This window comes from Myroides marinus (genome assembly GCF_900109075.1).
GTDB lineage: Bacteria > Bacteroidota > Bacteroidia > Flavobacteriales > Flavobacteriaceae > Flavobacterium > Flavobacterium marinum_A.
Genome location: NZ_FNYS01000020.1, coordinates 12,511 through 35,303 on the forward strand (window position 1 = coordinate 12,511; position 22,793 = coordinate 35,303).

Genomic DNA, 22,793 nt, shown 5'->3' on the forward strand with positions numbered 1-22,793 from the left:
TACAGAAACATAACTTCGCAAAATATGCATTAAGCCTTTTTTATACTATGCCCAAATCTATATTTATCTCAAATATTAAAATATAAAAAAAGCTCTGATTATAAATACATCTAGTATCTATAATAGAGCTCATTTTATTCGCTTGGAAATCTTTTCGACCGATTAATCCTGCTTAATATACTTTAAAAGATGTATCTATAAAATTATACATACACACTTACTTATTTTTTATTGAGAATACTGCTTTAAGAAGTATTTTAATAAATCTGTTGTTGTTACTATTCCTCTAAGCATATTATCTTCATCAACAATTGGTATTGAGTGAAAACTCTGCTTAGATAATATCTCAGTAACTTCTTTTATAGTCGCTGTAGGAAGTGCACTAACCACAACTTTAGCCATTACTTGTCTAATAGAGTACATATCATATACTACTGAAGACACATCCATAAAATCATCTTCATCATCTAATACATCAGCATAACTAATTTTCAATAGATCCGAGTAACTCAATACACCTATTAGCTTATCCTCTTCAACTATTGGAATATGCCTAATTTTATGCTTCTTAAACAACTTTTCAGCGTCATATAGACTATTTGACAACGTTAGAGTGATTAACTCCTTAGTCATAATTTCTGCAACTGGAACATTTTGTTTCATAACAAACTGATTTTAGTTAGACAACAACTATGTGATAAAGTCACTTTTTGACATAAAAATATCATCGACCTTATCTTTCCTAAATTTAATAAAACACATCGACTTTAACAAATAAAACACCATATTTAAAACAAATCAACCATAACACAATCAACACATTAACAAAATACTACATGCCATATTATTTCATTATAGTAATACTTCTGAATTCGAACAACAATACAACCATCTAAAGCAAAAAAAAGCACTCTAAAAAGAGTGCTTTTTGTAAACCTAATTTGCTATATTTCTTTTCCTTCACTATTCAAAATAACGGTTACACCTGCTCTTGTGGCTTGAGCTCTACCGTCTTTAAATAGACCTATGTAGTCATATCTATTTGCCTCTACTATAATCACTCCTTTTGCATTCATCACTCCTTTATAAGACCCTAAAGTCATTCTCACAGTATTATCTTCTCTATTAAAGCGTTCCACTTTATCGTATTTTGCTTTAGCTATTTCAGTTCCAGACTTATTCACTATTCCCCATTTACCATTTACTAAATAAGAAGCATATCCATTGAATAAATTATCAGCATCTTCTATACTTCCAGGTTTAAATAACTCGGCACCAGTCGCATAATTCACTACTGTAATATGATCTTGATATCTAACCTTTGCTAAACCATCTACTACTTGATTATAATCAGGCATTTCATATCTAGCATCTACTTTGATCAGTCCTTGACTATTGGCAAATCCATATAGGCCTCCTTTTATTAATGTTGTATGATCATCATCTTTATGTCTAATAATACGGTCATAAGTAGCTCCAATTACTTTTACACCTTGTTTATTCATCAAACCAAATAAACCATCATAAGAAAAGACTGATACCTCTGTACCTGAGAAATTAAACATCTCTTTATACTTAGCATCTTCATAATAACTTAGATTATCTGTAGCAAATCCATGTAATGCGCCTTTCTCCTCTCCGTTTCTTAATAAGATTACTCCATTAGTGTAATCAGGTATAATATGATTATAATTAGACTCAAGCTTTTTACCATTCTGAGTATAGATATTAAACCAAGTAGTATCTACCTTTAAGATTCTATTCATCTTACTATCTGGGGCAGAAATATTCTTATAATCAGTAGCTAATACTTCTTTCCATTCCCTATTTATTAAACCATAAGATAAAGTAGGAGTCATCACAATAGCTTTATTATCTTTTTCAAATTGTGCTATATCTGAATATTTATCAGCTTCTATTAAAATACGAGCCGTCACATCCGCTAATCCAACATACATTCCTCTACCTAATTTGTAATGCCCTCCTTCTTCGATACTCAATAGCGTTATAGTCAAATACGGTTCTGCAAACTTCTCCTTAAACTTTTTGTCTAATAAATTATACATCCCACCTGGATGTTGTACAATTACAAGGTTATTTCTATCGTAGTTTTCTATTTTACGGTAGATAGGTTCTAACACCACATGACTAGTTAAATCAAATAACCCCTCTAACTTACCAAACCCTTCTATATTGTCATAGATACGAACAGTCCCTTGATCTTCTGTAATATTAATGTCTACATATTTTACAGGAAGTACTACTTTCCAACTTAAGTCAGCTAGACCTATTCTACCTTCTTTAAATAACTTAGTCATTTTATATGATAGTAACTCTCCTATATTATCATATTCAGTAGGTAGTACTACTTTCCATTCTTTATTGATTACTCCCCACTTCTTATCTTTTCGTACTCGAGCAAATCCTTCTTCATTAAATACAGTAATATCATCATATATAGGCTCTAACAAGACTTTGTAGTCTCTACCCAATATCCCCCATTTATCACCTACTTTAATACGTGCAAAATTTTGTTCATCGAAGTCTTTAATCTCATCATAGATTGGTTCTACTACCACTTTATAATTCTTATCTATGAATCCCCACTTCTCTCCGACTTTTAGTTTTGCAACTCCTGACTTATCAAACTCAAATATTTTAAAATCATAGTCAAAACGTGGAGATATAACTTCTTGCCAATTTTTATTTAACAATCCCCATTTACCATCTAACACTATTTTATAAGTTGCCTCCTTCTCATCCTTAGACTCTTCTATTAAATCGTATTTAGGTTTAATAACTAACTTCCAATCTTTATCTATAATTCCAAACTTATTTTCAGATTGTACCTTTACATATTGTTTGTCATAGTATCCAAATACCTTATCAAATATAGGCTCTACCTTCTCTTCTCCTTTAGTATTGATAATACCGCTCTTCTCTAACTTAATCACAGTAGCATATCCCTCGCCACTAAAGTCTTCTATATTATTATAGGTTGGGTCAATAACAGTCTTACCTAGCATATTGATTAATCCCCAAAGTTTGGTTTTCTTTACTCGTGCAATCTTATGACTATCGAAATCCTTTACTTCCTCATATTGAGGAACTACCACTACTACGTTAGCCTGAGGATCTCTAAATCCCCATAAGCCACGCTCTTGGAATGGTACTAAAATCTTAGGTTCATAATCAGGTTTAGGTGCTGGTTTATCTTTCTTACCACCATCGTCATTGCTACAAGAGAATGACAATGCTCCTAGAAACATTAGTAAGATAATTTTTTTCATATTATACTGAAAGGTTATTTGATTAGTTAACTAGTACAAACATATTATTTTCGTTAAACCAAATATAAAAAAATTAACAATTATTTACTAATAAATACAAAACTATCACAACATAAATAACAAATATTAGCATTTAAACCAATACATTAAATACAAAAAAGACACTATAATTAAATATTATAATACCTTTAATTATTTGATTATTATATTTTATTTAAGAAATACACACAACTACCCTACCTATTGTATTGCCACTTTCTAACTGTAAATGTGCTTTTTTCATATCTTCAAAAGCAAAAACCTGACTAATATGGGGTTTAACAATCCCCTTTTCTAAAAGATTAGCGATGATTTTCATATCCGAACCACTAGAATACACACTCATAAAGCAACTCCCATGAAGTTTTTTTGCTAGAAACACCCTTTCATCCTCTTCTGTATATCCAGAAGGTAAAACAACTAAAGTACCGAACTCCTTTAATACCTTCACAGATCTTTGTAAAGTATCTCCACCAATAGCATCCAATACAAAATCAATATTCTCTAATACTTCTTCAAATGATACAGAGCGATAATCTATATGCTCATCTGCTCCTAGACTCAATACAAACTCTTTGTTTTTTGAAGATGATGTACCTATTACATATGCACCTAAATACTTTGCCATTAGTACAGCATAATGTCCAACTCCACCTGCAGCGGCATGTATCAGTACACGATCATTAGGTCGTAATTTACCATAGCTATTAAAAGCCTGCCATGCTGTTAATGCAGCCAATGTTGAAGCGGCAGCTTCCTCATAAGTAATATTACCTGGTTTTAAAGCGATATGGCTAGCCGATACAGCAATATACTCTGCATAAGCCTGACCATGCCCAGGAAAATTAACCATACCGAAGACAGCATCTCCTACTTTAAACTCTCTAACATACTCTCCTACTTCTTCTATTACACCCGAAAAGTCCCATCCTAAAATAATAGGACTAAACTGTTCTACTATTCTAGACATTCCTACCGTACCGGCTCTAGTCATCGCATCTACTGGATTAACACTTAATGCTTTTACCTTTACTAACACTTCACTACTAGCGAGTTTAGGCTTATCAATATTTTGAATTTGAAGCTGATCCACTCCTCCAAATTCTTTTAACACATATGCTTTCATATATTTATTACTTTTGAACAAAAATAAACTGATATACCGATTACAAATAGGTATATTTTAATCAAAAAACAGTACATAAATGGCAAGAGAGAACATATACCAACCTTTCGAAGTATTCTATGAACGTGTTGATTGCTGTCCGTTACAGAATAGGTTATTTAACTTCTTTGAGTTTGTTTTTGTTATCTCAGGAGAAGGATATCATATCGTAAACGAAAGTAAGAACAGTTTAAAAGAAGGTGATCTTTATCTTATTACACCTGAGGACACTCACTCTTTTGACCTTACTTCTTTATCAGAGTTCTTAGTTATTAGAATAAATACAGAATATATCAATCAGTACAATGGTATTAATCATTTAGAAAGTGTACTGTACTACGCCTCTCATTTAGCTACTTCTATTATAACGGATTCAGAAGATAAAGAGTTAGTAAAACAATTAGCACTGTGTCTAGTTCAAACAACTCAACATCCTAAAACATATAATTGTGATTTACAACGACAGTACATTAATGCTATGATGATTATTGCTACGCGTAATTTAACTAGTTATACACCTCAACAATTAGAATCAAAAGATGAGCGTATCCTAGAGATTGTTGCTTATATCCAACAGAATATTTACAATCTAAAACAACTAACCGCCCAAGTAATAGGTGACAGATTTGGATTAGCACCGTCTTATATCGGTTCTTATTTCTTTAATCAATGCGGCGAGACAATGCAACAGTATATTACATCATATAGATTAAAGCTTTTAAAGCACCGATTATTATTCAGCGATTACAGAATAGGAGAAATAGCCCAAGAGTTCTATTTTACAGATGAAAGCCATGCTAATAAGTTTTTTAAAAAGCACGAAGGGTTAAGTATGTCTGCATTTAGAAAAGCTCAACGCAAATTATAGCTTACTTTATATCAAAAATAGTTGTACTTTCATTCTTTATACCAACAATCAATTTTATAGAGTATTAACAAACACACCATATTACTCTTCAAATGATTACGTTTTATTACAAGTAAAAGAAACTATGAAAAACAAAACAAACTGGCAACGTATAGGTATCTTAACCAGTACAGTACTATTCCTTATAGTAGCAATTACGTTTGAAATTTTTGAACTATCATCTCTACCTGCCCAATTCTTTGGTACTTTATTAGGGGTAGTTATTACAGCTATTATCACTGTATTATTACTACAAGGGCAAACCAAAAGTGAAGAATCTAGAGAACGTCACTTACTCGTGTTTGAAAAGAAACAAGAAGTATTCTTTCAATTTTTAACTCAGTTAAATACGATCTTACAACGTGAATCTCTAAGTCCACATCTAGCTACAAGCAAAAAGTTAGAGAAAGAAGTAAATAACTTACACGACCTTATCTTTGAGTTCGGGTTTCTTCAAATGCATACCTCAGCAGAGACATTTGATAAAATACTAACTCACGTAGGAAACCTAATGACAGAGAGTACTCAAATAAAAGTAGCAGAAAATCAATCAGTAGAAAGAGTAGAAAAGTATTACTTAACTCTAACTACAGACTTCTTCGCTATCGTATCACTACTTAAACACGAACTATACAACGAGTTCTCGCCACATATAGATAAAGCGAAACTAGATAGAATTATAAAACTATCTTTCTAAAAAAAAGTCAAGGGCTGTCTCAAAAAGACAGCCCTTGACTTTTTATATTAATAAATTACACGACCTCTATTAAACTTTCCTTTCTTAATTCTTTAGCTACATTAACCATCGCTATAAGTGCTTTTTCAGTTTCCTCCCAATGACGTGTTTTTAAACCACAGTCAGGGTTTATCCATAATTGCTTATTAGGTATATAACATTCAGCTTTCTTTATTAAATGTAACATTTCTTCTTCTGTTGGTACTCGAGGTGAATGTATATCATACACTCCTGGTCCTATTTCATTAGGGTACTTAAACTCAGCAAAAGCATCTAGCAACTCCATTTGTGAACGTGAACACTCTATGGTAATCACATCTGCATCCATAGCTGCTATATGTTCTATGATATCATTAAATTCTGAATAACACATATGAGTATGTATTTGTGTCTCATTTTTAACACCTGAAGCTGATATTCTAAATGCACGAACAGCCCACTCTAAATAACTATCCCACTCAACTTTACGCAAAGGTAATCCTTCTCTTATCGCAGGTTCATCTATCTGTATAACTTGGATATTCTCTTTTTCTAAATCTAATACTTCATCTCTAATAGCTAAAGCAATTTGAGTACAAGTCTCTGATCGAGGAATATCATTTCTCACAAATGACCATTGAAGGATAGTTACTGGACCAGTTAGCATTCCTTTTACCTGTTTATCGGTTAACGATTGTGCATAAGAAGACCAAAAAACAGTCAAAGGTTGACTTCTATACACGTCGCCATAGATAACAGGAGGTTTCACACATCTACTACCATAACTCTGTACCCAACCATTTTGAGTAAAAGTGAACCCTTCTAATTGTTCACCAAAGTACTCTACCATGTCATTTCTTTCAAACTCTCCATGTACTAATACATCTAATCCTATTTCTTCTTGCCATTTAATTGCTCTCGCTGTTTCTTCTTTTAATAAATCTTCATATTCTTGAGCAGTTAATTCTCCCTTTTTAAATTTAGCACGCCATTGTCTTACCTCTGTAGTCTGTGGAAAAGATCCAATTGTAGTGGTTGGAAACAATGGTAATTCTAATGCTGCGTGTTGCAACGGTTGACGAACAGAAAAAGGAGCTAGTCTATTTGCATCAGCTTCTGTTATTTTATTTACTCTCTGTTTTACAGCCTCATTATGGATTAATTTAGATACTCTCTTATTATTATGTGCTTTAATATTAGCCTGATAAGAAACAGTTTTTTCTCTATCTACATTTACTGATAACTTAGCTAACTCTGAGACTTCATTAATTTTTTGTTTTGCAAAAGCTAACCATTGTTTAATCTCATCAGATAATTTAGTTTCTCCATCTAAATCAAAAGGTGAATGTAATAATGAACAAGAAGTAGATATCCATATTTTTTCTTTCCCTCTTTTAGCTATAGCTTGATCGATTAAAGCAAGGGACTTTTGATAATCATTTTTCCAAATATTACGACCATCTACTATTCCTAAAGATAGCTTTAAATAACTAGAAGCCTCATCCAGTATTTTTTCTAATGCATTTTCTCCACGCACTAAGTCAATATGCAGTACCTCTATAGGTAAACTAACAGCCAAAGAAGTATTATCCCCTAATTCTCCAAAATAAGTAGCTAGAATTATTTTAAGGTTAGGAAACAAAGATTGGATGTGTTTATAGAAAAACTCTATCGTTTGCTTTTGTTCTACAGTCAAATCTAATACTAAGAATGGTTCATCTATTTGAATGTATTCTGCCCCTTCAGAAGTTAATTGCTTAATTACTTCAATATATATCGGAAGCAAATTATCTACTAAACTCAATACATTAAAACTATCTTCTTTTACTTTTCCCAATAATAAATAAGACACTAATCCTAAAATTACTGGTTTAGTTTTTATACCTAATTTCTTAGCCTCTTTATACTCTTCTACTACTTTTAAGGAAGTTAACTCAAATGTCTGCCCTTTATAAAACTCAGGAACAATATAATGATAGTTAGTATCAAACCATTTGGTCATTTCCATAGCCGTAATATCATATCCATCTTTTTGATATCCTCTTGCCATGGCAAAGTATAAATCCAATAAAGACAATCCTTCATTTGTTCGTAAAGGTTGGTATCTTTTTGGAATAGCACCTAATGTTAAACTCCAATCTAAAACCTGATCATAAAAAGAAAAATCATTAGAGGGAATCAGTGAAATACCTTCATTTTTTTGTATCTGCCAATTTTGATAACGAATAGTTTCTGCTACCAATTCTAACTCTTCTTTTTTGATTTTTCCAGCCCAATACTGTTCATTTGCTTTTTTAAGCTCTCTTTGGCTACCTATACGCGGATAACCCAATACCTGTGTTTGCATTTTTCAAAACTTTTTAAATGGTTAATCAATAATCTAAAAAGGTCTTTTTCTCCGTTTATGCAATAGCTAAGTATAAGGATTAGGTGAGATATATCAATGACGAGGTAGTGTCATTTCTATACAATAGAAACAACTTCCAAATAATATCAAACCTGACCATAGCTCTATACCGCGAAAGCATTGTCAATTCAAAAATGGCAGGTCTCCTGACTTGTAACTATTTTAATCGCCCTTCCCAATTTTATATCAGTGAGCATAATTTGACTAAAACATTATATATTACTTACAGTTGCGCGACAGTTCGTGATTCTCACACGATTCCCTTTTAATCTACAATTAAGTAGAACCTATTTTTGCTTGATGAAGTATTTTAAGAACAATTCATTTATTTCTAACCAAAGATATATATGCAGAATATAACAACAAACATAAAGTACTTATTAAGAATATTTAACCATACAATTATTAATAAATAGAATATATATCTTTTATAAGTATATTTAATGCCTCTAAACAAAATATTATTCTAATGCACAACATAGACGAAATAGATTTAAAACTCCTAAGAATACTTAGTGAGAACTCTAATCTAACTACAAAAGAGATTGCACAGAAGGTAAACTTATCTCCTACACCTGTTTTTGAACGTATAAAGCGATTGGAAAAAGAAGGTTTTATAAAAAAGTATGTTGCCTTAATAGATGCAGAAAAACTAAACAAAGGGTTTATCGTTTTCTGTAATATTAAACTAAAGCAACACGAACGCTTTATAAACAACAAATTTGTTGATGATATCATGTTAATAGATGAAGTAATAGAGTGCTATAATATATCTGGCGATTATGATTTCTTATTAAAGGTATCTGCTAATGATATGAAACATTATCAGGATTTTGTCTTTAATAAACTAGCTATGGTAGATAGTATTGGAAGTACACATAGTTCATTTGTGATGAGAGAAATTAAGAATGCTCACAATGTCTCATTTTAAATAAAGAAGCCACCCCAGGAAAAGGGTGGCTTCAAATTAAAAAGTAGTAAAAAAATCGAAAGGTAGTTAGATTACCTCATTAACCATCAACCTACTAACACTCTACTTACTACACATAGGTATGGGTGTAGCAACAACTTCAAATTAGCAAAACAATCATTGTTTAAAAAGTAAAGTCTTAGTACATAGATTGATAGTTAGCAATGTCAAATGCTTAATAAAGAGGATTAATGAACAAACCTCAACATTATAGTCATCTGATTAGCTAATATATAAATGGAAAAAATTATTCTCTCCAACCTCCACCTAATGCTTTATATAGCTTAATGATTGACTGCCATTCTAAAAGCTTGTCATTCGCCTGAGCTAATTGTGCATATAAGTGCGCTTGTTCTGATGTTAATACATCTGTATAATTAGTAGAAGAGTGATATACTAACAGTTTCTTGGTATAATCAACAGCTAAAGCTAACTTCTCTACTTGTTGTTCTCTTTTAGTTAACTGTTCTGCAGCCATTTCATAAGCATATAGTGCATCAGATACCTCTTGTCCTGCTACTAACATTGCTTTTTGGAAATTATAAGCCTTCTCTTGATAACTTGCTTTAGCTACTTCTAACCTTGTCTTGTTTAATCTTTTATTAAACACTGGCTGTAATAATCCTCCAGCTATATTAGCAAACAATCCTGTAGAAGTAAACCAATCTTTAAACTCATAACTTGAGAATCCCGCTCCTCCTGTAATAGTCAGTGAAGGATAGAACGCCCTTTTAGCAACATTCACATCCTCAAAGTAAGCAGCTAACTGAAACTCTGCTGCCATCACATCAGGTCTATTCTTTAATAAATGAGCTGGTATCCCTATAGTAGGATCTACAGGTAATACTTGCCCTGTTAGGCTATTTCTTTCTATTGTACCTACTGTTTTCCCCAGTAAAATACTTAATGCATTCTCTACTTCTCTAATTTGGCGTTTCACCCCTGGTAGAGTAGCTTCTGCATCATAGTAGTTAGCCTCACTCTGTACCACAGCGGCTCCTGTCACTACATTAGACTCCTTTAGCTTTTGCATAGTAGTTACATCTACTTTTCTATTCGCTATGGTCTTTTCGATAATCTCTTGTTGTTGATCTAAAGCTAACAACTGATAATAATACTCAGCTATCTGTGCTACTATCTGTGTTTGTACAGCTTTTTGTCCAGCCTCAGATTGTAGTAATCTATAATAGGCTGCACGCTTACTACTGGCTAATTTCCCCCAGATATCTATTTCCCAAGAAGTATTCGCAAACACATCATATTGAGTAGCATTCTTCACAAAACCAAAACCCTGTGGGTAAGATAATCTCGATCTCTTCACACCTCCTCCTATATTTAAGTCTGGTAAGAATGCTGCCTTAGACTGTTTTAGCATAGACTCAGCTATATGCAGACGCTCTATCCCCATCTTTAAGTCTAAGTTATTCTCTATACCCTCAGAGATAAGATTTTGCAATTGTTCATCTTTAAACAGAGATTGCCAAGGCATCATACCGATACTCAAGGTATCCCCTTCTTTAGTATCTCGATATAACTCCTGTGAAGCTATATCTAAGTGGTGATAGTCTTTAGTAGGTTGACATGAGGCCAACATCCCTATCGCTAATACACCTATATATATATTATATGTCCATTTCATTGTTGTTCTGATTTATCGCATTGATCCACAATGCGTTTTTGTAAGGTGTAGACAACATCTCTGTATATCTACACCTCAACCTTATCACTAAAACTTATTCTTCTTCCTCGATAACTGGTGCTCCTGTGAACTTCTCTTGTATAGACTGGAATAGGATAAATAATGAAGGTATCACTAACACTCCTATCAATGTTCCAATCAACATCCCTCCTACAGCAGCTGTACCGATCGATTTATTACTCAATGCACCTGCACCTGTAGCCATCATCAATGGTAATAATCCAAAGATGAAAGCAAATGAAGTCATCAAGATTGGTCTTAATCGAATACGTGCTCCTTCAATAGCTGCGGCTGATATAGACTGTCCTGATTGTCTTCTTTGTAGAGCAAACTCAACGATCAAGATGGCGTTTTTAGCCAATAAACCAATTAACATAATCAAACTGATCTGTAAGAATATATTATTCTCTATACCGAAGATCTTAGCGAATATGAATGCTCCTGCCAATCCAATAGGCAATGAGAACAATACTGCTAATGGCAAAATATAACTCTTAAACTGTGCGCTTAATAAGAAGTATACAAACAAGATAGATAGAGCGAAGATTATTGCAGTCTGATTACCACTACCACTCTCTTCTCTTGACAATCCTGAATACTCGAATCCGTAACCTTGTGGTAACTTCTGAGCCGCTACTTCCTCTATCGCACGTATAGCGTCTCCTGAGCTATACCCAGCATTAGGGCTACCATTGACAAAGGCAGAGTTAAACAAGTTAAAACGTGTCAAGAACTCTGGACTATATACTTTTTTCAAGTCAATAAATGCTGTGATAGGAGACATTACCCCTTGTGCATTCTTTACATATAATCTATCTATAGCTTCTTTGTTTTCTCTAAAGTTAGGGTCAGCTTGTATCATTACTTTATACTGCTTACCGAATCTATTAAAGTTCGTCGCATATATTCCCCCTAAGTACCCTTGTAACGTAGTTAATATCTCTGTCACACTTACATTAGCCTCTTTCGCTTTAGCTACATTTACAGATACTTCAAACTGTGGGAAGTTTGTATTAAATGATGATGTTGCATACATAATCTCAGGACGCTCATTTAAGGCTCCTAAGAAACCACCTATAACCTCTTCAAACTTCTTATAATCTCCACCTGTCTTATCTTGTAATTGTATCTCAAAACCTGAACTGTTACCAAATCCCTGTAATGTAGGTGCTGCAAAAAACACAATATTAGCATCCTTAATATGTGCTGTCTTAGCAAATAACTGAGCTACTACATTGTGTATGTTTTGCTCTGGATTAGGTCTATCTTTCCAGTGTTTTAACTTGATAAACTCTACCGCGTACGAACTACCATTACCACTGAAGAAGTCCATCCCTGCTAATCGAGAAGTAAACTTCACCTCTGGAATACTCATCGCAATACTATCGATCTGATTAGAGATGCGCTCTGTCTCTTCTAATGAAGTAGATGGTGCCAGAATAATGTTACCATAGATAGAAGCACTATCTTCATTCGGTACAAACCCCGTAGGTGTAGTCTTAGTAAGGAATACAAACAATGCTCCAAATACCACTATACTTCCTAAAGACAACCACTTATTCTTATTTAAGAAACCTAATACACCTACATATCTATTAGTCATTCTGTCAAAAGAACTATTAAAGGCTGTCTTAAATCTATTGACAAAACCTCTTTTCTCTTCGTGTATTCCAGACTCCGGTTTAAGCATGATTGCACATAAAGCAGGACTTAATGTCAAGGCGTTAATAGCCGAAATCAAGATAGCTACTGCTAAGGTGATACCGAACTCTTTATAGAATACCCCTACTGAACCATTAATAAACGTCACTGGTACGAATACCGCAGACATCACTAAAGTAATAGAGATAATAGCAGTAGTAAGTTCACTCATGGCGCTTACAGTAGCTTTTTTAGCACTCTCAGCTCCTTCATAGAGCTTAGCGTGTACAGCCTCTACTACGATAATAGCATCATCCACTACAATACCGATGGACAGTACTAAAGCAAAAAGAGTCAATAAGTTAATAGAAAACCCAAATAAGTTTAAGAAAAAGAACGTACCCACAATAGCTACTGGCACAGCAATAGCTGGAATTAAAGTAGATCGCCAATCTTGTAAAAACACTAATACAACTATGAACACTAATACAAATGCTTCGATTAAAGTTGCAATCAACTTATCAATAGATGCTAATAAGAAGTCATTCGAGTTAGAATATACTTCGAACTTCGCTCCTGCAGGTAAGTCTTTTTCCGCCTCTCTTAATAACTCTTCACACTGTTTAATAATCTCGTGTGCATTGGATCCTGCTGTTTGGTTTACTGCTATATATGTACCATGTTGTTTATAAGCAGTTAGAGTCATTGCGTAAGAATACGCACCTAAATCTATCTCTGCCACATCACTAAGACGCAATATCTTACCTGTACCATTAGATCTAATAATAATATCTCCGAACTCCTCAGGAGTTTCTAATCTTCCTGTATATTTTAAAGCGTACTGAAAACTCTGTTTACTGTTTTCTCCTACTTTACCTGGAGCAGCTTCTACGTTTTGTTCTTGTAATGCCTGTACGATATCACTTGGTGTTAATCCATAAGAAGCCATCGCATTTGGTTTTAACCAGATACGCATACTATACTCACGTCCACCATATATAGAGGCATCTCCTACTCCATTAATACGTTTAATCTTAGGTAATAGATTAATACGAGCATAGTTCTCTAAGAACGCTTGGTCATATCTATTACCTTCACTATACATTAAGAAACTAAATATCTCACTACTCAATCTCTTCGTTGTTGTTACCCCTTGTTTAATAACTTCTTCAGGCAACTGACTCATAGCCTGACTCACTCGGTTTTGCACGTTTACAGCAGCCATATCTGCATCTGCTCCTTGTGTAAACGTAATAGTAATAACAGCCGAACCGTCATTACTTGCCTTTGAGTTCATATAAGCCATATCTTCTACTCCATTGATCTGTTCTTCTAATGGAATAATCACACTCTTCATTACAGCCTCCGCATTAGCTCCTTGATAATTAGCTGTCACCTGTACTGTAGGTGGTGCTATCTCAGGATACTGCGTAATAGGCAATGAATATAATCCTAACAACCCGAGTATAACTATGATAATAGATATCACAGTAGATAACACAGGGTTTTCTATAAATCTTCTAAGCATAATACCTCTCTCTTACATTTTTATCTTACTTCCTTCTCTTAGTCCTCCGATGTCTTCGCTCACCACTTTATCTCCGCGTTTTAATCCACTTGTCACCACGAAGTATTGGCTATTAGGTACTTTATCCATAATACTGATTTCTGTACTCTTCACCACTCCTGAGGCATCTGCTACATAAACAAAACGTTTTCCTTGTACTTCGAATGTAGCTTTCTGTGGTACCAAAATAGCGTCTGCTACCTCCTCATATACACGAATAGTAGCGCTATTTCCACTGCGTAATAACCCTTGAGGATTAGCGAATACTGCTCTAAAATTCACACTACCAGTCTGTGGATCTATTTGTCCACTTACAGTATTGATTTTACCTTTTTGGTTATATTCACTTCCATTCGCTAAGATTAAACCAACCTCTTGTAATCCTTCTAAACGCTGTTGAAGAGTTTGTTCTCCCCCTTTTTGCATAAAGTCGATAAACTCTTTCTCATTCATAGAGAAATAAGCATTGATACTTCCTATCTCAGATACAGTAGTTAATGGTTGAGCAGATGCACTACTTACTAAAGCTCCCACTTTATAAGGGATAAGCCCTATCACTCCATCAAAAGGAGCTACCACTTGTGTATACCCTACATTAGCCTGAGCACTGTTAAGACTTGCTCTGGCTTGAGCCAATTGAGCTTCTTTACTTCTAAGAGTGTACTCAGCTGATTCTAACTCATAATTACTTATAATCCCCTCTTTTACTAATGGTTTAGCCTTAGCCACTTGCATACGAGCATTGTTTAGTTCTGCTTCTGCGTTTTTGATAGAAGCCGAAGCGGCCATACTCTCTTCATGATATTGAGGGGCGTATATTTTGAATAAGACTTGCCCTTTCTTTACTGTTTGTCCTTCATCCACATAGATAGCTTCTACGAAACCATCAATCTTTGGACGCATTTCTACATCCTTAATCCCTTGTAACACTACGGGATAATCTGTAAATAAATTAGCTTTCTCTGTTTTCACAGACAGAATAGGATATTGTTCTACAGGCCCTTCAACCCCCCATTCTTCTCCTTGTTTTTTATCTTGACATGCCCATAATAAGGCGATTGTAGTAAGACCTAAAAAAGTAGATGTTTTTCTCATCTCTAACTATATATTAAATATTGAATTATATTGCTATTCAGTGGTAATGCTTCTATTTTTACTGGTAGCAAATGTATTGTCTTCTGGTAGCTATAGAAAGGGACAAAAAGGAGATTTTTTAGTCAAAAGGTAAGATTTTAGAAATCAAGAAGAGTCTTACTCAAATACTAATAAGTATTATCTCCTATATTAACCCTCTCTATTTAAGCCTATATAAGGATACACTACGCAGTGATAACACCACTAATAACATGAGGCAAAATTCTACTAATGAAGAGTAGCAGACAATACCAATAACTCGGTATAGATGTTCAAAAAGTCGGTTTTGAAACATTTAACTATAATCGTTCTAAATAGTCAGATTTTAGACAAAAGGTAAGTTTGTTCTACATAGTAGCAACAAGAGATTGTAATTTATTCTTTAGACAATGAATACCTTGATATGGTCTTTTTATATTAATCTTATAAATACTCAACCCCTCTTTTATAATAGTAATGTTAGGAGTTAGGAATGATTAGGAGTGAATCAATATTGTATCAATAATACATCTATAGTGACTCCATTAATTTACCTAAAAACAATGGAGTCACTATGGACTCATTATGGACTCACTATGGACTCACCGCATACAAAAGTCAAATACAACAAAAAGAAGAGACAATATAAACAGTCAATTCTTTACTATAGTATTTTATAAATTATGACGATAAGTGCTTGGGGTTATGCTGCTGTATTTCTTAAAATATTTGCCAAAGGTGCTCTGATCACTAAAGTGTAAGATCTCAGTGATGGCACCAATAGAAAGTGTTTGGTCCTGAAGTAATATTTTTGCTTCTAAGACCACTTGATTTTGTATCCATTCACTGGCAGTCAGCCCAGTCTCAGCAGAGATAACCTGGCTCAAGTATTTAGGATGTACATGTAGATAATCCGCATAGTACTGTACACTTCTATGTTCTTTACAGTACTTTCCTACAGCTTCTCTAAATCTTAATGCTAACTTATGCAAACTCTTAGTAGCATTGCCATACTTCTCGTATAGATGAGCTACTTCATTAATCATACTGTAGACTATACCGCGTATTACTTCTGTATAATAAGAATTAGAAGAATTAGCATGTAAATCTATAACCTTAAACATAGCTCTAAAACTCTCAAATTCCTCTTGGTTAAGCTGTGTAACACATCCTCCTAAACTTGATAAATCTGAGAATGAAGCTAAGACATTATTCTCTACTAATTTATCTTGAAGAAAGTCTTCCGCAAAAAGGATTGTTGTCATCTCATAGGAGCGTCGTGTCTTATCCCATCGCTTAATCGATGTAGTATCCGCAAAGATAATAGCTGGTCCCTGAATAGTGTATTCCGTAAGATCTATGTAAAACGTAATCTCTCCTTCTTCTAAAAGACCTATACCATAATAGTTAGAGCGATAAGGTTCTGCTGGATAATAGGCTAGATTAATCACTGGAATATAGATATAGCGCTCTTGAGTTTCGAATTCTTCAAAACTTGTTCTCAATCTATCTAATGTTTCCCATTTTATATTTTTCATCTAGACAATACTATACAGCAAATATAGTTTTCATTCTATTATTTTTAAGTTTATAATTCTACTATTTATTATAAAAACCTATCGTATAATAGATAGAAAATGTATAATCTGACAGAGATAGACTCATTGGTCAAAAAAAAATATCATTATATTTGCTTTATTATAATTATATACCTCAACACACAAATTTAAAAGAGATGAAAACACTAGGATGGATAGGACTTGGTAATATGGGAACACCTATGGCAACTAATCTTTTAAAGGCGGAATACCCAGTTAATTTTTACAGACGAGATATCGCTAAAGTATCTCCTTTATCTGCGTTAGGCGCTGTGGCTATAGATAACTTACAAGACTTTATTCATCAGACTGATATCGTATTTTTTACTTTACCTGATGATAAAGTGGTAGAGCAAATGTTCGAAAATATTGTTCAGACAGATGTAACAGATAAGATATTTGTGAATAGCAGTACTATATCGCCTACTCTAGCAGAGAAACTAGGCGAATTAATCCATGCTAAAGGAGCTCATTATATAGATGCTCCTGTATCTGGTAGTGTTAAGCCTGCTATAGATGGTACTTTACTATTTTTAGTAGGTGGGGATAAAGTTATCTATGAAGCTATCATCCCTTACCTAGAGGTAATGGGAAAAAGTCATTACTATTTAGGTAACTCAGGTAGTGGTAGTAAAGCTAAATTAGCAATCAATTATTATATGGCTGTAGTAGTACAGGGACTAGCCGAAACTGTATTATTCGCTGAAGAAAACGGAGTCAACAGAGAAATGATGACGGCTATCATTAATGATAGTGCATGTGGATCTGGTATGAGTAAAATAAAAACTCCTAGTATCCTGAATGAAGAATACCCTGCAGCATTTCCTTTAAAGTTTATGCTAAAAGATATTAGACTAGCACAGGATGCAGGATGGAATACTTCATTAGTAAAGTCTACAGAAGAGGCTTATGCTAAAGCTAGTGAAGATGGATTAGCAGAGAATGACTTAATGGCTGTAATCAAGGCTATTAAATAAATATATATAACTAAACATCAATCTAAGACAGATGACGCACTTACAAGAAGTAATCGAAAAAGCGTGGGATGACCGCTCACTTTTACAAGATCAAAACACTCAAAATACTATTCGTGAAGTTATAGAGCTGATTGACAGTGGTAAATTGCGTGTGGCTGAGCCTAAAGGCAGTGAATGGCAAATTAATGAATGGGTAAAAAAGGCGGTAGTGTTGTACTTCCCTATCCAAAAGATGGAAACTTTAGAAGCTGGTATATTCGAATACCACGATAAAATGCCTCTAAAGAAAAACTACGCTGAGAAAGGTATCAGAGTAGTACCTAATGCTGTAGCTCGTCATGGGGCTTATATTTCTTCTGGTGTTATCCTAATGCCTTCTTATGTGAATATCGGTGCTTATGTAGATGAGGGAACTATGGTAGACACATGGGCTACTGTGGGATCATGTGCTCAGATTGGTAAACACGTTCACTTATCAGGTGGTGTTGGTATCGGTGGTGTATTAGAGCCACTACAAGCTGCACCAGTTATCATCGAAGACAATGCATTTATCGGATCGCGTTGTATCGTAGTAGAAGGTGTTCGCGTAGGTAAAGAGGCTGTATTAGGTGCTAATGTTGTACTTACTGCTTCTACTAAAATTATAGACGTAACAGGAGATACTCCTAAAGAAATAAAAGGTTATGTACCTGAGCGCTCTGTAGTGATTCCTGGTTCATATACTAAAAAATTCCCTGCTGGTGAATTCCAAGTACCTTGTGCTTTAATCATCGGTCAGAGAAAACCATCTACAGATCTTAAAACATCTCTAAACGATGCGCTAAGAGAATACAATGTAGCTGTATAAACAATCTAAACTTATTATGGGAAAAATCTCTGGTGTCATTATTGCATTTAATGAAGAACAATATATAGAACGCTGCCTTAAATCAATGCAAGGAGTTGTTGACGAAATAGTTGTTATTGACTCTTTTTCAACTGATAAAACAGTAGAAATAGCTCAACAATACAACGCTCGTATTGTCAAACATCCTTTCACTGGTTTTACTGATCAGAAAAACTTTGCAAATGATCAAGCACAGTATGATTATATTCTATCATTAGATGCTGATGAAGCTTTAAGTGATGAACTAAAACAACAAATCCTTCATATCAAGCCAAATATTGAGCAATATGAAGGATATAGTTTTAATATTTTAAATAACTATTGTGGTCAGTGGATAAAACATTCTAACTGGTACCCTGGTACTAAAACTCGTTTATTCAATAGAATAAAAGGGAGATGGTATAGTCCTACTAATTTACATGAGACTATTAAATTCGAAGGAGCTAGCCAAACTAAGCACCTTAAGGGAGACTTACTTCACTGGGCTTATGATAGCTATAGCGAACATCATGCTAAAAATGATAGGTATACTACATTAGCTGCTACTAACTTCGTAAAATATAAAAACAAAAAAATCCCTGTAATCAAAATAGTAATAAACCCGTTCTGGAAGTTCTTTAAGAATTACTTTATTAAGAAAGGATTCTTAGATGGATTTAATGGTTTTGTAATCTGTTCTATGGCTGCTTATTCTACTTTCTTAAAGTATATTAAAATCATAGAACTGCAACGAAAAAAATAAGATATGAAAATTGGTTTTGACGCTAAACGGTTATTTCACAATAATACTGGTTTAGGGAACTATAGTCGCGATCTAGTAAGAATATTAAAAACATATTACCCTAATAACGATTATATATTATACAATCCTAAGCCGAAGGATTTACCTTTCTTCTCTGATAAAAATAACTTTAATATCATATCTCCCTCTGGACTTATGAGAAAGCTTCATTTTATATGGAGAACATATGGAATAGCTAAAACAGCTACTGCTAAACAATTAGATATTTATCACGGGCTATCTGGAGAAATAGCTGTAGGATTACCCTCTAATGTAAAAAAAGTAGTTACAATACACGATCTTATATTTGAACGTTACCCACACCTATACTCTAAATGGGATAGAAAAGCACATTTTAAAAAGTTTAAATATGCTGTGGATAATGCAGACGCTATTGTCGCTATTAGTGAACAAACCAAACAAGATATCGTTACTTACTTAAAAGTTGCTCCAGAAAAAATAGAAGTCATATATCAAGGGTGCGCTCAGGCTTTTAAAGAACATTATACTACTAATGAACTACAGACTACACGTGAGAAGTTTAATCTTCCAGAGCAGTTTGTTCTGAATGTAGGAACTATAGAAGAAAGAAAAAATGCTTTAAGCTTAGTAAAAGCAATAAAAGACTTAGATACCAAACTAGTATTAATCGGTCGAAAAACAGACTATGCTAAAAGCATAGATCAATACATTGCTGAGCATAAAATAGAGCATAAGGTAATCTTCTTACATGGTGTTAGCTTAACAGAGTTAGCCCATATTTATCAATTAGCTACAGTATTCGCTTACCCTTCTATATTTGAAGGTTTTGGTATTCCTATTATTGAAGCATTGTACTCTGGTACGCCAGTTATTACTACTAATTCTGGAGTATTTCCTGAAGCAGGAGGCCCTGATAGTATATATGTAAATGAATATGATGTAGAACAGATAAGTGATGCTATTAGTACTTTATTAAAGGATGAAACAACGAGATTACAAATAGCTGAACAAGGAAGGGTGTATGCTCAAAAGTTTAATGATGAACAGATAGCTAAACACTGGAATAATTTATACACAAAAATATTAGAATAATGAACGTAGCTTTTTTTAACTCAATTGCAACTTGGGGAGGTGGAGAAAAATGGCATTTTGAAACCAGTGTGTATTTTGCACAAAAAGGATACAACATCTTCTTTTTTTGTAACCCTGATGGAGTAATTGCAGAGAAATTAAAACAATTTCCTCAAGTAAAAATTATTCCTATTAAGGCTTCTAATTTAAGCTTCCTTAATCCTTTTAAAATTAATGCGGTTAAGCAACAATTCATAGATAACAAAATAGATACAGTGATAATCAATCACCCTGGAGATCTAAAAATAGCTGGTAACGCTGCTCATAAAGCAGGAGTTAGTAGAATTATCTATCGCAGAGGATCAGCTATCCCTATTAAGAATAAAGCGCTTAATCGCTATATCTTCAAAAATTGGATAACAGATATATTAGCTAATTCAGAAGCGACAAAACTAACAATAGTTGAAAAAAATGCTCAACTATTTCCTCTAGAAGATATTAAAGTAATTTATAACCATATTGATATTGCTAAATTTAGTTCTATTGAGACTAAAAGAGATGATCAATTTGATGAAGATACTTTAGTCATAGGAAATTTAGGAAGATTGGCTCCACAAAAAAATCAACACTTTCTAATAGACCTTTCTAAACAGCTTACTGAGTTGAATATAAAGCATAAGATTCTAATAGGTGGAATTGGTGAACTTGAAGAAGAATTAAAAGCTTACTCGAACGCTCAAGGTACACAGGACACGGTTCTTTTTGAAGGTTTTCAAGAAGACATTCAAGCTTTCTTATCTCGTATAGATATCTTTTTTCTTTCCTCTTTATGGGAGGGATTTGGATATGTATTAGCAGAAGCTGCTCTATGTAAAAAACCTATTATTGCATTTAACTTAAGTAGTAATCCAGAATTAGTTATTGATAACCAATCAGGGTATCTTATAGATAAAAACAGTATAGAGCAAGCCGTAGAAAAAATCTTGCTTCTAAAAGATAAAGACTTACGTCAAAAATTTGGAGAATATGGTTACAATCACTGTAGTAAAACATTTGAACGCAACCATATCCTAAACCAATTAGAACAATATATATTCTTAAAATAACTTACCAAAAAGTAGTTTTATTTTAAACTTAAACATAGACTCGTTTCCTCGGATATCGAGTCTTTGTATTTCATAAGGATTCTTAAATGGAAACTTATTCACTCTATTTCCTATTCTAAGCCCATAGGTAATTTTATTCTTTACTAACTCTTGAAAGAATACAGATTTAGCTGGTTCCTTCTTAGGAAAGTTACCATATGGATAAGCTACTGCTGGAAATACACTTAATTGTTGTTGTTCACATATAGCAAAACAAGCGTCAAAGTCCTCTTTAATTTCTTCATTAGTTAACTTAGCATAAGCTCTATGCTTATAAGAATGATGCCCTAACTCTACTAAATCTGGCAAGCTTTTTAATTGCTCTACTGTCATTATAGCTTCTTTTCCATCATTCCATCCATCAGTACCTCCTATATAAGCAAAAGGAATGAAGAATGTTGCTTTTAAATTATACTTCTCCAATAAAGGCACAGCATACGCTAACTGATTAACAGTCACATCATCAAATGTTATAACTACATTCTTTCCTTTCAATGATTTAGTATCTAATAACTCACTTAAATAATGCGTTTTATAGTTTTTAGAAACTAAATACTTAAACTGCTCTTCTAAAAAATCTTTATGTATTGTTAGCCCTTCTACCTTAGTGTAATCTTCTGTTACATTATGGTACATTAAAACAGGAAGTTTAGCCATCTCTTTTTTTACAAAAATAAACTATTAATCCAATCTGTATCAAACATAAAACGGAAAACAAGCAAACTCTAGAAATAAATAAGATATTAAAACACTATAAACAAAGAGTTTATCAAATCAAATAATAATTTTTAAAATCTTATTTTTTAGTCTATTTTTGTGCATTACAACAACAACTAAATA

The 22,793-nt window shown here is 33.5% G+C and carries 17 protein-coding genes and 1 riboswitch; of the genes, 8 read left to right on the top strand and 9 right to left on the bottom strand.

All coding sequences use genetic code 11. From position 1 onward, the window contains the following. Window positions 1-228: 228 nt before the first annotated feature. From BMX53_RS15310 to BMX53_RS15320, 3 genes are all read right to left on the bottom strand, one after another. Complete coding sequence (locus BMX53_RS15310) at window positions 229-663, bottom strand: CBS domain-containing protein (RefSeq protein WP_074747383.1); 435 nt, start codon at window positions 661-663, stop codon at window positions 229-231. Between the two features lie 281 nt (window positions 664-944). Beyond that, window positions 945-3,290: a WG repeat-containing protein gene (locus tag BMX53_RS15315; RefSeq protein WP_074747386.1), complete on the bottom strand. Its 2,346-nt coding sequence runs from the start codon at window positions 3,288-3,290 to the stop codon at window positions 945-947. A 214-nt stretch (window positions 3,291-3,504) separates the two neighbouring features. After that, on the bottom strand, window positions 3,505-4,455 hold the full coding sequence (locus BMX53_RS15320) for an NADP-dependent oxidoreductase (RefSeq protein WP_074747389.1): 951 nt from the start codon (window positions 4,453-4,455) through the stop codon (window positions 3,505-3,507). A gap of 79 nt (window positions 4,456-4,534) precedes the next feature. On the opposite strand from BMX53_RS15320, the gene BMX53_RS15325 reads away from it, so the two are divergent. Together BMX53_RS15325 and BMX53_RS15330 are read left to right on the top strand one after the other, a co-directional pair. Beyond that, complete coding sequence (locus BMX53_RS15325; RefSeq protein WP_063175419.1) at window positions 4,535-5,362, top strand: AraC family transcriptional regulator; 828 nt, start codon at window positions 4,535-4,537, stop codon at window positions 5,360-5,362. Between the two features lie 124 nt (window positions 5,363-5,486). Continuing rightward, on the top strand, window positions 5,487-6,098 hold the full coding sequence (locus BMX53_RS15330; protein WP_038987043.1) for a hypothetical protein: 612 nt from the start codon (window positions 5,487-5,489) through the stop codon (window positions 6,096-6,098). A gap of 55 nt (window positions 6,099-6,153) precedes the next feature. Here BMX53_RS15330 and metE read toward each other — a convergent pair whose 3' ends face one another. Beyond that, entirely contained in the window at window positions 6,154-8,463 is a 2,310-nt protein-coding gene (metE, locus tag BMX53_RS15335; RefSeq protein ID WP_074747391.1) for a 5-methyltetrahydropteroyltriglutamate--homocysteine S-methyltransferase, read from the bottom strand. 179 nt (window positions 8,464-8,642) lie between these two features. Then, window positions 8,643-8,830, bottom strand: a riboswitch (cobalamin riboswitch). Between the two features lie 162 nt (window positions 8,831-8,992). Between metE and BMX53_RS15340 the strand changes: the two genes are divergently transcribed. Further along, a complete protein-coding gene (locus BMX53_RS15340; RefSeq protein WP_063175417.1) occupies window positions 8,993-9,454 on the top strand; it encodes an Lrp/AsnC family transcriptional regulator in 462 nt (153 codons plus the stop codon). 286 nt (window positions 9,455-9,740) lie between these two features. Here BMX53_RS15340 and BMX53_RS15345 read toward each other — a convergent pair whose 3' ends face one another. From BMX53_RS15345 to BMX53_RS15360, 4 genes are all read right to left on the bottom strand, one after another. Then, a complete protein-coding gene (locus tag BMX53_RS15345; protein ID WP_063175416.1) occupies window positions 9,741-11,132 on the bottom strand; it encodes a TolC family protein in 1,392 nt (463 codons plus the stop codon). A gap of 94 nt (window positions 11,133-11,226) precedes the next feature. Continuing rightward, the gene (locus tag BMX53_RS15350; protein ID WP_063175415.1) at window positions 11,227-14,361 is read right to left on the bottom strand and encodes an efflux RND transporter permease subunit; all 3,135 of its coding nucleotides are present in this window, start codon (window positions 14,359-14,361) and stop codon (window positions 11,227-11,229) included. A gap of 12 nt (window positions 14,362-14,373) precedes the next feature. Further along, the gene (locus BMX53_RS15355; RefSeq protein WP_074747394.1) at window positions 14,374-15,495 is read right to left on the bottom strand and encodes an efflux RND transporter periplasmic adaptor subunit; all 1,122 of its coding nucleotides are present in this window, start codon (window positions 15,493-15,495) and stop codon (window positions 14,374-14,376) included. Between the two features lie 692 nt (window positions 15,496-16,187). Continuing rightward, window positions 16,188-17,051, bottom strand: coding sequence for a helix-turn-helix domain-containing protein (locus tag BMX53_RS15360; RefSeq protein WP_063175413.1), 864 nt, complete (start codon window positions 17,049-17,051; stop codon window positions 16,188-16,190). A 197-nt stretch (window positions 17,052-17,248) separates the two neighbouring features. Between BMX53_RS15360 and BMX53_RS15365 the strand changes: the two genes are divergently transcribed. From BMX53_RS15365 to BMX53_RS15385, 5 genes are read left to right on the top strand one after another with little or no spacing between them, the layout of a single operon-like run. Then, window positions 17,249-18,088 (top strand): NAD(P)-dependent oxidoreductase, encoded by an 840-nt coding sequence (locus BMX53_RS15365; RefSeq protein WP_063175412.1) that lies wholly within the window; start codon window positions 17,249-17,251, stop codon window positions 18,086-18,088. A 31-nt stretch (window positions 18,089-18,119) separates the two neighbouring features. Continuing rightward, window positions 18,120-18,935 (top strand): 2,3,4,5-tetrahydropyridine-2,6-dicarboxylate N-succinyltransferase, encoded by an 816-nt coding sequence (locus BMX53_RS15370; RefSeq protein WP_038987051.1) that lies wholly within the window; start codon window positions 18,120-18,122, stop codon window positions 18,933-18,935. 16 nt (window positions 18,936-18,951) lie between these two features. After that, window positions 18,952-19,716, top strand: a complete 765-nt coding sequence (locus BMX53_RS15375; protein ID WP_038987052.1) for a glycosyltransferase family 2 protein — start codon at window positions 18,952-18,954, stop codon at window positions 19,714-19,716. A 3-nt stretch (window positions 19,717-19,719) separates the two neighbouring features. Further along, a complete protein-coding gene (locus BMX53_RS15380) occupies window positions 19,720-20,829 on the top strand; it encodes a glycosyltransferase family 4 protein (RefSeq protein ID WP_063175410.1) in 1,110 nt (369 codons plus the stop codon). Next, window positions 20,829-21,914 (top strand): glycosyltransferase, encoded by a 1,086-nt coding sequence (locus tag BMX53_RS15385; RefSeq protein ID WP_063175409.1) that lies wholly within the window; start codon window positions 20,829-20,831, stop codon window positions 21,912-21,914. Before BMX53_RS15380 ends, BMX53_RS15385 begins: the two co-directional genes overlap by 1 nt. Here the strand turns inward: BMX53_RS15385 and BMX53_RS15390 are convergent. Beyond that, window positions 21,906-22,610: a polysaccharide deacetylase family protein gene (locus BMX53_RS15390; RefSeq protein WP_074747397.1), complete on the bottom strand. Its 705-nt coding sequence runs from the start codon at window positions 22,608-22,610 to the stop codon at window positions 21,906-21,908. The two genes, BMX53_RS15385 and BMX53_RS15390, sit on opposite strands and share 9 nt — an antisense overlap. Window positions 22,611-22,793 lie beyond the last annotated feature (183 nt).